The sequence below is a fragment of the Streptomyces sp. NPDC096079 genome (assembly GCF_040303145.1).
Lineage (GTDB): Bacteria > Actinomycetota > Actinomycetes > Streptomycetales > Streptomycetaceae > Streptomyces.
Genome location: NZ_JBEOST010000002.1, coordinates 693,338 through 706,147, shown reverse-complemented (window position 1 = coordinate 706,147; position 12,810 = coordinate 693,338). Strand labels below are relative to the sequence as shown.

The window sequence follows — 12,810 nt, the reverse complement described above, 5'->3', positions numbered from 1 at the left end:
TCACCATGACGCTTCAGGCTGCCCCGAAACAGCCCGCCGACAGCAGCAAGGCGCTGTACGGAGGGAAGGGCACGCGCCGCATCACCGTCCACGACATCGCCGCCGCCAAGACCCGCGGCGAGAAGTGGCCCATGCTCACCGCCTACGACGCGATGACCGCCTCCGTCTTCGACGAGGCCGGCATCCCGGTGATCCTCGTCGGCGACTCGATGGGCAACTGTCACCTCGGCTACGACACCACCGTGCCCGTCACGATGGACGAGATGACCCTGCTGTCCGCCGCCGTCGTCCGGGGCACCCGGCGCGCCCTCGTCGTCGGCGACCTCCCCTTCGGCTCGTACCAGGAAGGGCCCGTCCAGGCCCTGCGCAACGCCACCCGGCTCGTCAAGGACGCCGGCGTCCACGCGGTCAAGCTGGAGGGCGGCGAGCGCTCGCTGCCGCAGACCGAACTGCTCGTCCAGGCCGGCATCCCCGTCATGTCCCACCTGGGCCTGACCCCGCAGTCCGTCAACACCATGGGCTACCGGGTCCAGGGCCGCACCGACGAGGCCGCCCACCGGCTGCTCAGCGACGCCAAGGCGGCACAGGACGCGGGCGCCTTCGCCGTCGTCCTGGAGCTCGTACCGGCCGAGCTGGCCGCCGAGGTCACCCGCTCGCTGCACATCCCGACCATCGGCATCGGCGCCGGCGCCGACACCGACGCGCAGGTCCTCGTCTGGACCGACATGGCCGGCCTGACCGGCGGCAAGGTGCCGCGCTTCACCAAGCAGTACGCCAACCTCCGCGAGACGCTCGGCGACGCCGCCCGCGCCTTCGCCGAGGACGTCAGCGGCGGGGCGTTCCCCGCCGAGGAGCACACCTTCCACTAAGCCGCAGCGGCACCACCCGACAGCCCGCCGACATCCCCCATCGGCGGGCTGTCGGTCGTCTGTCGGGGGCTTGTCGGTGGCGCCGTGTTCCATGGTGGACATGACGCGATCACACACCAACGCCGTCGAGGTCCGGGGGCTCGTGAAGCACTTCGGCGAGACGAAGGCCCTCGACGGGGTCGACCTGGACGTCCGCCAGGGCACCGTCCTCGGGGTGCTCGGGCCCAACGGCGCCGGGAAGACCACCCTCGTCCGCTGCCTGTCCACCCTCCTCGTCCCGGACGCAGGGACCGCCACCGTCGCCGGCTACGACGTGGTGAAGCACCCCCGCCAGCTGCGCCGCACCATCGGCCTCACCGGCCAGTACGCCTCGGTCGACGAGAAGCTGTCCGGCTGGGAGAACCTCTACATGATCGGGCGGCTGCTCGACCTCTCCCGTGCCGACGCCCGCCGCCGCGCCGACGAGATGCTGGAGCGCTTCTCCCTCACCGACGCCGCCAAGCGCCCGGCCATGAACTACTCCGGCGGCATGCGGCGCCGCCTCGACCTCGCCGCCTCGATGATCGGGCAGCCCGCCGTCCTCTACCTGGACGAGCCGACCACCGGCCTCGACCCCCGCACCCGCAACGAGGTGTGGGACGAGGTGCAGCGCATGGTCTCCGAGGGCGTCACCGTCCTCCTCACCACCCAGTACATGGAGGAGGCGGAGCAGCTCGCGAGCGAGCTGACCGTCATCGACCGGGGCAAGGTCATCGCCAAGGGCGGGGTCGACGAGCTCAAGGCCAAGGTCGGCGGCCGGACCCTGAAGGTCCGCCCCGTGGACCCGGGCCTGCTGCCCGCCATGGCCGCCGCGCTGCGCGAGACCGGCCTCGACGGGGTCGCCGGCTCGACCGTCGTCCCCGACGAGGGCGTGCTGTACGTGCCGATCCTCGCCGACGAGCAGCTGACGGCCGTCGTGGCGCTGCTCGGCGCGCGCGGCTTCGGCATCTCCCACATCGGCACCCACCTGCCCAGCCTGGACGAGGTGTTCCTCGCGATCACCGGCCAGAAGACCGCCGATGCCGAACTGTCCGACGCGATCACCGAGGAGGTCGCCGCGTGAGCACGACCACGGTCACCAAGTCCCCCGCCGGCACCCGGGGTCCGGGTCCGGCCGAGGCGCGCACCGCGCCCGCCGCGGAGCGCCGGATCGGCCTGCGGGCCAACCTCCGCCACATCGGCGCCCTCGCCCGGCGCAACGCCCTCCAGATCAAGCAGGACCCGGAGTCGATGTTCGACGCCGTCCTGATGCCGATCATCTTCATCCTGCTGTTCGTGTACGTCTTCGGCGGCGCGATCGCGGGCAAGGGCAACAACGACGTCTACGTCAACTACGTGACGCCCGGCCTGATGGCCATGATGGGCATGAACATCGCGATGGGCGTCGGCACCGGCATCAACGACGACTTCAAGAAGGGCGTCATGGACCGGTTCCGGACCATGCCGATCGCCCGTTCCTCGGTCCTCATCGCGAAGATCGTCGTCGAGGTGGGCCGGATGCTCATCGCCACCGCGATCCTGCTCGGCATGGGCTTCCTGCTCGGCCTGACGATCCACACCTCGTTCCTGCACCTCCTCGCCGCCATCGGCCTGTCGATGGTCTTCGGCGCCGCCCTGATGTGGATCTTCATCCTGCTCGGCCTCACCATGAAGACGGCCCAGGCCGTCCAGGGCATGGCCATGCTCGTCCTGATGCCGCTCCAGTTCGGCTCCTCGATCTTCGCCCCGCCGACGACGATGCCCGGCTGGCTGCAGACCTTCACCGACTACAACCCGCTGTCCAACCTCGCCGACGCCGCCCGCCACCTCATCAACGGCGGCCCGGTCGCCCACTCGGTGTGGATGACCCTCGGCTGGGCGGCGCTGATCACGCTCGTGACGGCACCGCTCGCGGTCGCCAAGTTCCGCAAGAAGACCTGAGTCCCGACCGGGGGATCATGACTCGGCGCGCTCACTGATCGCGTCGGCGGCGCGACCGAGCAGGGCGGCGGCCTCTTCCATGGAGAGGCCGTCGCCCTCCGCGTGTGCCGCCGCGAACTCCTCGTCGCCGAGCGCGGCCCGGCACAGCTCCGTCGCCCGCTCCAGGTTCTCCCGCTCCAGGGACGGTGGCAGGTGCCCCACGGGGACGAAGCCCTCACGGGCGCCGAGCAGCACCGCCGCGACCCGCGCGTGCGCGCCGCCGAGACCGGCGAGCGCCCAGGCCGCGATGACCACGTGGACCGACGGCATCTGCGGGGCCACCATCATCGACAGCGGGCCGAGGGAACGGCGGTACGCCTCCGCCGCGTTACCGAGCGCGGCCGCGTAGTGTCCCTCGATGTCGTCGAGCCAGGCCAGGCTGCCGAGCGTGAAGCCCTCGAAGAGGGAGAGGGTCTCGGAGCCGAAGTCCTTGAGCAGCTCGTTCAGATGCTCCCGCGCCTCCGCGTACCGGCCGGTGCGGGCGAGCGCCAGGGCGAGGAACAGCCGGGCGCCGAGCATCGGTTCGTGGCCCCGGCCGTAGCCGCCGTCCACGATCTCCCGCAGGATCTCCTCCCCCTCGTCCGCCCGCCCGATCTCCATCAGGATGTCGGCGTACCGGGCGCGCAGCAGCGCCGTCTGCGACTGGGCGCCGATCTGCTCCGCGTAGCCGATGGCGGCGGCGAAGTCCTCGGCCGCCGCCTCGTAGTCGAGCAGCCGCTCGCGGGCCTCGGCCCGGGAGGAGAGGGCCTCGGCCGCGCCCCAGGCGTCACCGAGGCGCACGAAGATCTCCAGGCCCTCGTCGGCGTCGGCGATGGCCCGCTCGGCCAGGTCGGCCCGGTTGGCGAACATGTTGCCGCGCAGCTGGAGGACGTTGGCCAGTTCCCATGCGTAGCCGTGGCGGCGGCAGGCGGCGACGGTCGCGTCCAGGAGCTCGCCGAGACGGCCGGCCTCGCCGATGAGGAGGACCGCGAAGACCGCGAAGGAGCCGGGCAGCCGGCAGGTCTGCGGCAGGCCCGGCCGGTAGACGGCGGTGATCTCCCGCAGCCGCCGGGTGCCCTCGGGGCTCGTCCAGCGCCCGGTCTCGTGGTCCATGTTGAGCAGCTCCACGAGCCGCACCCCGCGCCGCGCCTCCCAGCGCTGCTCCTCGGAGAGCGGCGGCGGGGCGGCCGTGCACGGCTCCAGGAGCGGTACGACGGGGGCCGCGGGCGGTGTGAACGGGTCCGGGCCCAGGGCGGACACGGCCTTCGACAGGTGCAGGGCGTCGGCGCGCAGATCGCGCATCTGCCAGTACCAGAGCAGCGAGTGGACGAGGACCAGTGCCTCGTCCTCGTCGCGGGCGTCGACGGCCCGGCGCAGAGCGGCGCGCATGTTGCCGTACTCGGCGGTGAAGCGGGCCATCGCGGCGACCTGGCCGTGGCGGCGGAGGCCGGGGTCGGTGTGGCGGGCCAGTTCGCGGTAGTACGTGAGGTGCCGGCGCTCGGCGGCGGCCCGCTCCCCGGCCTCGTCGAGCCGCTCGGCGGCGTACTCGGCGACGGTCTCCAGGAGCCGGTAGCGCATGCCGGTCCCACCGGGCGCGGCGACCACGAGCGACTTGTCGACCAGTGCCCCGAGCACGTCCAGGACCTCGGGGCCGCCCGGCCCGGCGCACACCGCCTCCGCCGCGTCGAGGTCGCAGCCGCCCGTGAAGACCGAAAGGCCCCGCAGCATCGCCCGTTCGGCCTCGTCCAGGAGGTCCCACGACCAGTCGACGACCGCCCGCAGCGTCTGCTGCCGGGGCAGCACGGTCCGGGCGCCCGAGGTCAGCAGCCGGAACCGGTCGTCGAGCCGGTCCGCGATCTGCCGCAGGGTCAGCATCCGCAGCCGGGCCGCCGCCAGCTCGACGGCCAGCGGCAGGCCGTCGAGGCGCCGCACGACCTCGCCCGCCGCGACCGGGTCGTCCTCGACGCGGAAGTCCGGACGGACCGCCGCGCCCCGCTCCCCCAGCAGCCGCAGCGCCATGCCGTCCGGCAGCGGGCCGAGGGGCCGGATCGACTCGCCCGGGACGCCGAGCGGCTCCCGGCTCGTGGCGAGCACCCGCAGCTCCGGGCAGCGCGCGAGCAGGGTCTCGGCGAGCGCGGCGGCGGCGCCGACGAGGTGCTCGCAGTTGTCGAGGAGGAGCAGCATCCGCCGCCCTGCGCAGTGCTCGACGAGCCGGTCGAGCGGATCGCCGGCGCCGCGCAGCTCCTCGGCGCCGGCACCGCGCAGCACGGTCTCGCGGGCGCCGACGGCCGCGAGGACCGCCTCGGGGACGGCCTCCGGGTCCCGCACGGGTGCGAGTTCCGCGATCCACACGCCCTCGGGCCACTCCTCGGTGCCCCGCTCGGCCGCCTCCTGCGACAGCCGGGTCTTCCCCGCGCCGCCGGGCCCGAGCAGCGTCACGAGCCGCGCGCCCTTCAGGTCCTCGCGGACGAGGGCGATCTCCTCCTCGCGCCCGACGAAGCTGGTGAGCCGCGCGCTCAGATTGCCCCGGACGGGGGCGCGCACGGGCTCCGGCTCCGGCTCCGGCGCGAGCAGCTCGGCGTGGAGCGCGCGCAGGGCCGGTGACGGGTCGGTGCCGAGGCGGGTGGCGAGGGCGCGGCGGACCGTCTCGTACGCGGCGAGCGCCTCGGCCGCGCGGCCGGTGTCCCGCAGGGCGCGGATCCGGAGTGCCTGGAGCGGCTCGTCGAGCGGGTGGGCGGCACAGAGGGTGGTGAGCTCCGGGAGGGCCTGCGCCGCCCCGCCGAGCGCGAGGGCGGCGGCGAGCCTGGCCCGGCGGACGTCCAGCCGCCGGGCCTCCCAGCGGGCGGCCTCCGCGTCCCGGTCCGGCAGGTCCGCGAGGGCGGGGCCGCGCCAGAGCCCGAGGGCCTCGTCGAGGAGGGCCGCGGCGCGTGCGGGGTCACCGGCGCCGAGCGCGGCCGTGCCCTCGGCGGCGAGGCGCTCGAAGCGGCGGGCGTCGACGTCCTCGGGCCGGGCGTCGAGCCGGTAGCCGCCCTCGGCGGACACCACCCGGTCCCGGCCGAGGGCCTTGCGCAGCCGGCCCACGAGGGCCTGCAGCGCGGCGGGGGCGTCGGCGGGCGGCTCGCCGCCGTGCCACACCTCGTCCACGAGGTCGGGTACGGAGACGGTCCGGCCGGCCCGCAGGGCGAGCACGGTGAGCAGCGCGCGGACCCGGGGGCCGGGGACGGGCACGTCGGTGCCGTCGGACGCGCGGGCGAGGGTCGACCCGAGAACGGAGTAGCGCACGGGCCCATTCTCCGCGACGCCGCCGCGGGCCTCGCCCACGCGCCCGTGCGGGCGTGGCCCCCCCTTGGCGGGGGCCCGGTGTGGAACCACCCCGGGGGGCCGGTACGTTTCCCGCACACACCGACCGCCACCGTCCCCTGGGAGCCCCCGAGATGAGCACGGCCACCACCCGGAGCCATGAGCGACGGATCAGTCCCGTCTTCCTGGCGATCCTCGCCGTCATGGCCGTCACCGGCTGGGCGGTGTGGACGGACTTCGCCGCCTCGCCCGGTCTGGCGGTCTTCCTCTTCGTGACCTCGGCCTGGGTCGTGTCGCTGTGCCTGCACGAGTACGCGCACGCGCGGACCGCGCTGCACGGCGGCGACATCACCGTGGGGGCCAAGGGCTATCTGACGCTCAACCCGCTGGCGTACACGCACGCCGTGCTGAGCATCGTCCTGCCCGTGCTCTTCGTGATCATGGGCGGGATCGGTCTGCCGGGCGGCGCGGTCTTCATCGAGCAGGGCCGGATCCAGGGCCGCTGGAAGCACAGCCTGATCTCGGCGGCGGGCCCCCTGGCGAACGTGCTGTTCGCGCTCGTCTGCACGGCGCCGTTCTGGCTGGGCGCGCTCGACGGCGTGCCGCTCGCGTTCCGCTTCGCGCTGGCGTTCCTGGCGTTCCTCCAGGTGACGGCGGCGCTCCTGAACCTCCTGCCGGTGCCGGGACTCGACGGCTACGGGGTGGTGGAGCCCTGGCTGTCGTACCGGGTGAAGCGGCAGATCGAGCCGTACGCGCCGTACGGCTTCTTCATCGTGATCGCCCTGCTCTTCGTGCCGGCGGTCAACGACGCGTTCTTCGACGCGATCGACGCCCTGATGCGGTCGCTCGGGGTGCCGGAGCTGAGCCGCTACTGCGGCTCTCAGCTGTTCCGCTTCTGGCAGGAGACGCCGGAGTTCTGCCGGGTCTGACCCGGGACCCCGGCGTCTAGCCCTGGGCCTCGGCGCGGGCCTGGACCTTCGCGCGGCGGACGTAGTACCAGGCCATGTTGGAGGAGAGACCGGCGAGGAGCACCCACACGATGCCGAGGAAGCTGCCCTCGACGAAGGAGACGACGGCCGCGGCGACGGCGAGGACGCAGACCACGAGGGCGTAGAGGGCGAGGCGGGGCATGGGGTCGGCTCCTGTCGGGCGGGTACGGCTGAGGGTGCCCGTCCAGTGTCCCCCATGCCCCGAAGGGTCCGGTCTCCGGCTCAGACGTCGGTGACCCGGAGTCCCGCGTGCGCCTTGTAGCGGCGGTTGACGGAGATGAGGTTCGCGACGAGCGACTCCACCTGGTGGGCGTTGCGCAGCCGGCCGGCGAAGACGCCGCGCATGCCGGGGATGCGGCCGGCGAGGGCCTGGACGATCTCGACGTCGGCGCGCTCCTCGCCGAGGACCATCACGTCCGTGTCGATCTCCTCGATGGAGGTGTCCTTGAGGAGGACGGCGGAGAGGTGGTGGAACGCGGCGGCGACCCGGGAGTCCGGGAGGAGCGCGGCGGCCTGCTCGGCGGCGGAGCCCTCCTCGGGCTTGAGGGCGTAGGCGCCCTTCTTGTCGAAGCCGAGGGGGTTGACGCAGTCCACGACGAGCTTGCCGCGGAGCTCCTCGCGGAGGGACTCCAGGGTCTTGGCGTGGCCGTCCCACGGCACGGCGACGATGACGACGTCGCTGCGGCGGGCGGTCTCGGCGTTGTCGGCGCCCTCGACGCCGTGGCCGATCTCGGCGGCGACGTCCTGCGCGCGGTCGGCGGCGCGGGAGCCGATGATCACCTTCTGGCCGGCCTTGGCGAGCCGGTAGGCGAGGCCGCGGCCCTGGTCGCCGGTGCCGCCGAGGACGCCGACGACGAGTCCGGAGACGTCGGGGAGGTCCCACGGGTCCTTGGGGGCGGGCTTGCTCTCAGTCGTAGTCATGGCCCCGACATTACCGACCGGTCGGGTCGATGGGGACGGCCGCGCGCTACCACCGTGCCGGTGGCGGTGCCGTCAGGCGGTCCGCCAGGGACGAGAGGCGGTCGCGGAGGCGGCGGGTGCCCCGCGGGGACGGGAGGCTGTTCTCGCCGGCCGCCGCGCTCACCAGGTGCTGCACGGTGTCCAGGTCCACCTCGGCGTCCCGCGCCACCGTGAGCGTCTCGTGCGCGAGGCCCCGCACCTCCTCGTCGCCGCCGTCGAGCGAGAGCACCGTCGCGCCCGCGCGCCGGGCGTCGTGCACGCGCTGGAGCAGCCCCGCGTCCGGCCGCTCCGGCGCCACCATGAGCAGCGTGGCCCCGCGTCCGGCGGCCTCCAGGCGGCCGAGGCCGACCGCGAGGTGCGCCGGGGCTCCGGGCCGCACCCGGTGCCGTACCAGCGTGGGCGTCAGCTCGGGGAGGCCCGACCAGGCGGATTCGTCGACCAGGTGCGCCGCCAGGTGCCAGGGCTCGTACTCCTCGGTGCCCACGAGGAGCAGCCCGCCCCGGTGCGGCACGACGGAGGAGCGGAGCGCGCCCGCGAAGCGGCGGACCTCCCCGGGCCACCGCGTACCGGCGAGCACGTCCCGCAGCAAGGCGACGCGTACGGCATCCATGGGCCCGCATCCTGCCGGAGCGGGGGCCCGCGCGCGGCCGATCGGCGAGGTTCCACCCGTACGGGACGAGGGGACGGCGTCCGAAATTCGGTTGCCCCGCGCATCCGGCCGCCGGAGCATGGCCCTTCGTGTCCTCCCCCCTTTCCAGGCTCTCCGCCCTGCTGCCCGATCTCGCGCCGTGGCGTTCGTCCCACGACTTCCGGCTCCTGTGGGTGCAGGGTCTCGTCACGTACTTCGCGAGCGCGATGGCGATGATCGCCCTGCCGCTCCAGATCAAGGAGCTGACGGGTTCACCGCTCGCGGTCGGTGCGATGGGCGCGGTGGAGCTGGTCCCGCTCGTGGTGTTCGGCCTGTACGGCGGGGCGCTCGCGGACGCGGTCGACCGGCGGAAGGTGATCCTGGGGACGGAGGCGGGCCTCGGGCTGCTCGCCTTCCTGCTGCTGCTCAACGCGCTGCTGCCGCGGCCGATGCTCTGGCCGCTGTACGTGGTCGCGGCCGGGGTGTCGGCGCTCGCGGGGCTCCAGCGTCCCGCGCTCGACTCGCTGCTCGCCCGGATCGTGCCGCACGACCAGCAGACGGCGGCGGCCGCGCTGAACTCGCTGCGCTGGCAGATCGGCTCGATCGCGGGCCCGGCGGTCGCGGGCCTCGTGGTGGCGTACGCCGGTCACGCGCCCGCGTACGGGGTGACGATCGTCTGTTTCGCGGTCTCGGTCCTGATGTGCCGCCGCCTCTCCCCGGCGCCGCCCGCGCACGACGCGGAGAAGCCCTCGCTGCGGGGCATCGCGGAGGGCGCGCGGTACGCCTGGTCGCGGCCGGTGCTGCTCGGCACGTACGTGATCGACCTGGCGGCGATGTTCTTCGCCTTCCCGAACACGATCTTCCCGTTCCTCGCGGACGAGCTGGACGCGGACTGGTCGCTGGGCCTGATGTACGCGGCGGGCTCGGTCGGCTCGCTCGTCCTCGGTCTGACCAGCGGCTGGACCTCGAAGGTCCGGCGGCACGGACTGCTCGTGGCCGGGGGCGCGGCGGGCTGGGGCCTGGCGATCGCGGCGGCCGGCTGGTTCGGGAACGTGTGGGTGGTGCTGCTGTGCCTGGCCTTCGCGGGCGCGGGCGACATGCTGAGCGGTCTGGGGCGCGCCACGATCTGGAACCAGACGATCCCGGAGGAGCTGCGGGGCCGGCTCGCCGGCATCGAGGTGCTCTCGTACAGCGTGGGCCCGCAGCTGGGCCAGGTCCGGGCGGGCGCGATGGCCGGCTGGACCGGCACGCGGGCGGCCGTCTGGACGGGTGGTGTGGCCTGCGTCGCCTCGGTGGGGCTGCTCTGTCTGGCGCTGCCGAGGCTGCTCTCCTACGACTCCGCCACGGACGAGGACTCGCTGCGCCGCAAGGCCCAGCAGGAGGCGACCAGGCGGGAGGCCGCCGGGGCCGCCTGAGCGGTCCCGGCGGCCACCGCCCCGTCACTCGTCCGGCGCCTCGCCCTTCCCGGCGGCGTCGTGCCAGCGCGGGTCGCTCTCCCACTCCAGGTTCCGCTCGCGGGCCGTCTCCATGGCGTGGGTGGCCTCCTCACGGCCGGCGTACGGGCCGAAGCGGTTCTTCGCCGGGCACTCGGGGCCCTCCTCGACCTTCTTGTGCTCCAGGCAGTAGTACCACTCGCCCGGTTTGCCCACGGTGCGCTTCTTGAACAGGGCCATCGTCTTCGGCTCCTTCCTTCGGGACCATGCTGCCCCAGACCCGGTCGTTAGACTCGCTGGCATGTCTGGCCAGTCGCTTCTCGTACCGGGGGAGCTCTCCCCCCATCGCTCCGTTCCGGGCTCCATCCGCCGTCCCGAGTACGTCGGGAAGCCCGCACCGGCCCCGTACACCGGGCCCGAGGTGCAGGATTCCGACACCATCGAACGGATGCGGATCGCCGGCCGCATCGCCGCGCAGGCGATGGAGGAGGCCGCCAAGCACATCGCGCCGGGTGTCACCACCGACGCGCTCGACCGCGTCGCGCACGAGTACATGTGCGATCACGGCGCCTACCCGTCCACGCTGGGCTACCGCGGCTTCCCGAAGTCGCTGTGCGCCTCGGTCAACGAGGTCATCTGCCACGGCATCCCGGACTCCACCGTCCTGCGGGACGGCGACATCGTGAACCTGGACGTCACCGCGTACATCAACGGCGTGCACGGCGACAACAACGCCACGTACCTCTGCGGCGACGTCGACGAGGAGTCGCGGCTGCTCGTGGAGCGCACCAGGGAGTCCCTCAACCGGGCCGTCAAGGCGGTGAAGCCGGGCCGCCAGATCAACATCATCGGGCGGGTCATCGAGTCGTACGCCAAGCGCTTCGGCTACGGCGTCGTGCGTGACTTCACCGGGCACGGCATCAACTCGTCGTTCCACTCCGGCCTGATCGTCCCGCACTACGACTCCCCCCACCACACCACCGAGATCAAGACCGGCATGACGTTCACGATCGAGCCGATGCTGACGCTCGGCACCCACGACTACGACATGTGGGACGACGGCTGGACCGTGGTGACCAAGGACCGGAAGCGGACCGCGCAGTTCGAGCACACGCTCGTGGTGACGGAGAGCGGGGCGGAGATCCTTACGTTGCCCTGACCCCGTGAGTGGGTAGCTTTTTACCGACAGGACGTCGGGAACCAGTTGACTTAGGTAAGCCTAACTTGGCAGGATCGTCACTGGTTCCCGTCCCATCGGTCTCGGAGGCACGCCTTGGACACGCCCTTCTCGACGCTCATCCGTACGGCCTCGCACGAGCAGCACACGGAGGCGGAGACCTCGTCCTTCATGGGCGACCTGCTGGGCGGGCGCCTCGCGGTCGACGCGTACGCGCGCTACACGGAGCAGCTCTGGTTCGTGTACCGGGCCCTGGAGGAGGGCGCCGAGGCGCTGCGCGAGGACCCGGTCGCCGGGCCGTTCATACAGCCCGAGCTGTTCCGTACGGCCGCCCTGGAGCAGGACCTCGCCCACCTCCGCGGCCCGGACTGGCGCGCCGGGGTCTCCCCGCTGCCCGCCACCGTCGCGTACGCAGAGCGGGTCGCGGAGTGCGCCCGCGACTGGCCCGCCGGCTATGTGGCCCACCACTACACGCGCTACCTGGGCGACCTGTCGGGCGGCCAGATCATCCGCGACAAGGCGGAGCGCACCTGGGGCTTCGACCGCAAGGGCGACGGGGTCCGCTTCTACGTCTTCGAGGAGATCACCAACCCCGCGGCGTTCAAGCGGGCGTACCGGGAGCTGCTCGACGGGGTGAACGCCGACGACCTGGAGAAGCAGCGGATCGTCGACGAGTGCAAGCGCGCCTTCGACTTCAACAGCGCGGTCTTCCGCGAGCTGGGCGGGGAGTACTCGCTGAGCGCGTGACCGCTGGGGCCGGGCGGGACCTTCCGGGCAGGCCCTAGCGAGTGATCGTTCCTTCCAGGCGGACGCGTCCGCCCAACTCCACGATGCCGTCAGGGCCGGGCGCGGTGAGCAGCTGCGAACCCCGGCCCTGCGTGATGTTCAGGGCCCGTCCCAGCTCCGCCGTGAGGAGCAGCGCCGCCGCGCCGGTCGCCTCGTCCTCGTCGATGCCGTCGCCGCGGCCCGGGAAGCCCCGCGCCCTGACACGGCCCGCGGCCTCCTCCTCCCACGCCCAGGCGTAGATCCACTCCCCCGGCTCGGGCACGTCGAGGGCCTCCACCTCGGCGACGGAGCCGTACCGGCGCAGGGTCCGGGGCGGGGCCCACTCGGCGCGCGCCTCGATCCAGGTGAACTCCCCGTCGCCCCGCACCCACACCTCGCCGGCCGGCGGGTGGACGACCTCCAGGTCGAGCAGCCAGGCCGCGCCGACGAGCGGGTGCCCGGCGAACGGCAGCCGCAGACCGGGCGTGTAGATGTCGACGATCCCGCGCTCCGGGTCGTCCACGAACACGGTCTCGCTGAAGCCGAGCTCCTTGGCGAGCGCCTGCCGGGAGGACTCGTCGGGGTGGGTCCGGGCGTCCCGTACGACTCCGAGGCGGTTGCCGTGCCGGCCGTCGCCCGCACAGAAGACCCGGAGGACGTCGATGTCAGTGGCCGTCGTGTTCATGGCGGAATTGAATCACCCGGGAGACGG

13 protein-coding genes are annotated in these 12,810 nt (G+C 73.3%); 7 read left to right on the top strand and 6 right to left on the bottom strand.

Annotation, left to right across the window (positions count from 1 at the left end):
• Nucleotides 1-5: 5 nt before the first annotated feature.
• The 3 genes from panB to ABTY59_RS07170 all read left to right on the top strand — a co-directional run bounded on the left by panB (nucleotide 6) and on the right by ABTY59_RS07170 (nucleotide 2,828).
• Nucleotides 6-869 carry a 3-methyl-2-oxobutanoate hydroxymethyltransferase gene (gene panB / locus ABTY59_RS07180; RefSeq protein WP_352017883.1) on the top strand — a complete coding sequence of 288 codons (864 nt, stop codon included), beginning with the start codon at nucleotides 6-8 and terminating at the stop codon, nucleotides 867-869.
• A gap of 91 nt (nucleotides 870-960) precedes the next feature.
• Nucleotides 961-1,971 carry an ATP-binding cassette domain-containing protein gene (locus ABTY59_RS07175; RefSeq protein ID WP_352017882.1) on the top strand — a complete coding sequence of 337 codons (1,011 nt, stop codon included), beginning with the start codon at nucleotides 961-963 and terminating at the stop codon, nucleotides 1,969-1,971.
• Nucleotides 1,968-2,828: an ABC transporter permease gene (locus ABTY59_RS07170; protein WP_352017881.1), complete on the top strand. Its 861-nt coding sequence runs from the start codon at nucleotides 1,968-1,970 to the stop codon at nucleotides 2,826-2,828. Before ABTY59_RS07175 ends, ABTY59_RS07170 begins: the two co-directional genes overlap by 4 nt.
• Before the next feature lie 15 nt (nucleotides 2,829-2,843).
• Here the strand turns inward: ABTY59_RS07170 and ABTY59_RS07165 are convergent, their stop codons facing one another.
• Complete coding sequence (locus tag ABTY59_RS07165) at nucleotides 2,844-6,128, bottom strand: AfsR/SARP family transcriptional regulator (RefSeq protein ID WP_352017880.1); 3,285 nt, start codon at nucleotides 6,126-6,128, stop codon at nucleotides 2,844-2,846.
• A 152-nt stretch (nucleotides 6,129-6,280) separates the two neighbouring features.
• On the opposite strand from ABTY59_RS07165, the gene ABTY59_RS07160 reads away from it, so the two are divergent.
• Entirely contained in the window at nucleotides 6,281-7,075 is a 795-nt protein-coding gene (locus ABTY59_RS07160; protein WP_352017879.1) for a site-2 protease family protein, read from the top strand.
• A gap of 16 nt (nucleotides 7,076-7,091) precedes the next feature.
• Here ABTY59_RS07160 and ABTY59_RS07155 read toward each other — a convergent pair whose 3' ends face one another.
• From ABTY59_RS07155 to ABTY59_RS07145, 3 genes are all read right to left on the bottom strand, one after another.
• A complete protein-coding gene (locus ABTY59_RS07155) occupies nucleotides 7,092-7,277 on the bottom strand; it encodes a hypothetical protein (protein ID WP_352017878.1) in 186 nt (61 codons plus the stop codon).
• 80 nt (nucleotides 7,278-7,357) lie between these two features.
• Entirely contained in the window at nucleotides 7,358-8,056 is a 699-nt protein-coding gene (gene npdG / locus ABTY59_RS07150) for an NADPH-dependent F420 reductase (protein WP_352017877.1), read from the bottom strand.
• A 46-nt stretch (nucleotides 8,057-8,102) separates the two neighbouring features.
• Nucleotides 8,103-8,705 carry a hypothetical protein gene (locus ABTY59_RS07145; RefSeq protein WP_352017876.1) on the bottom strand — a complete coding sequence of 201 codons (603 nt, stop codon included), beginning with the start codon at nucleotides 8,703-8,705 and terminating at the stop codon, nucleotides 8,103-8,105.
• A gap of 128 nt (nucleotides 8,706-8,833) precedes the next feature.
• Between ABTY59_RS07145 and ABTY59_RS07140 the strand changes: the two genes are divergently transcribed.
• Nucleotides 8,834-10,138, top strand: a complete 1,305-nt coding sequence (locus ABTY59_RS07140) for an MFS transporter (protein WP_352017875.1) — start codon at nucleotides 8,834-8,836, stop codon at nucleotides 10,136-10,138.
• Between the two features lie 24 nt (nucleotides 10,139-10,162).
• Here ABTY59_RS07140 and ABTY59_RS07135 read toward each other — a convergent pair whose 3' ends face one another.
• Nucleotides 10,163-10,396 carry a hypothetical protein gene (locus ABTY59_RS07135; protein WP_352017874.1) on the bottom strand — a complete coding sequence of 78 codons (234 nt, stop codon included), beginning with the start codon at nucleotides 10,394-10,396 and terminating at the stop codon, nucleotides 10,163-10,165.
• Nucleotides 10,397-10,457: 61 nt separating this feature from the next.
• Here ABTY59_RS07135 and map point away from each other — a divergent pair, with 61 nt between their 5' ends.
• Both map and ABTY59_RS07125 read left to right on the top strand, forming a co-directional pair.
• Complete coding sequence (gene map / locus ABTY59_RS07130) at nucleotides 10,458-11,315, top strand: type I methionyl aminopeptidase (protein WP_352017873.1); 858 nt, start codon at nucleotides 10,458-10,460, stop codon at nucleotides 11,313-11,315.
• Between the two features lie 114 nt (nucleotides 11,316-11,429).
• On the top strand, nucleotides 11,430-12,080 hold the full coding sequence (locus ABTY59_RS07125) for a biliverdin-producing heme oxygenase (RefSeq protein WP_352017872.1): 651 nt from the start codon (nucleotides 11,430-11,432) through the stop codon (nucleotides 12,078-12,080).
• A gap of 34 nt (nucleotides 12,081-12,114) precedes the next feature.
• Here ABTY59_RS07125 and ABTY59_RS07120 read toward each other — a convergent pair whose 3' ends face one another.
• A complete protein-coding gene (locus tag ABTY59_RS07120; protein ID WP_352017871.1) occupies nucleotides 12,115-12,783 on the bottom strand; it encodes a PhzF family phenazine biosynthesis protein in 669 nt (222 codons plus the stop codon).
• Nucleotides 12,784-12,810 lie beyond the last annotated feature (27 nt).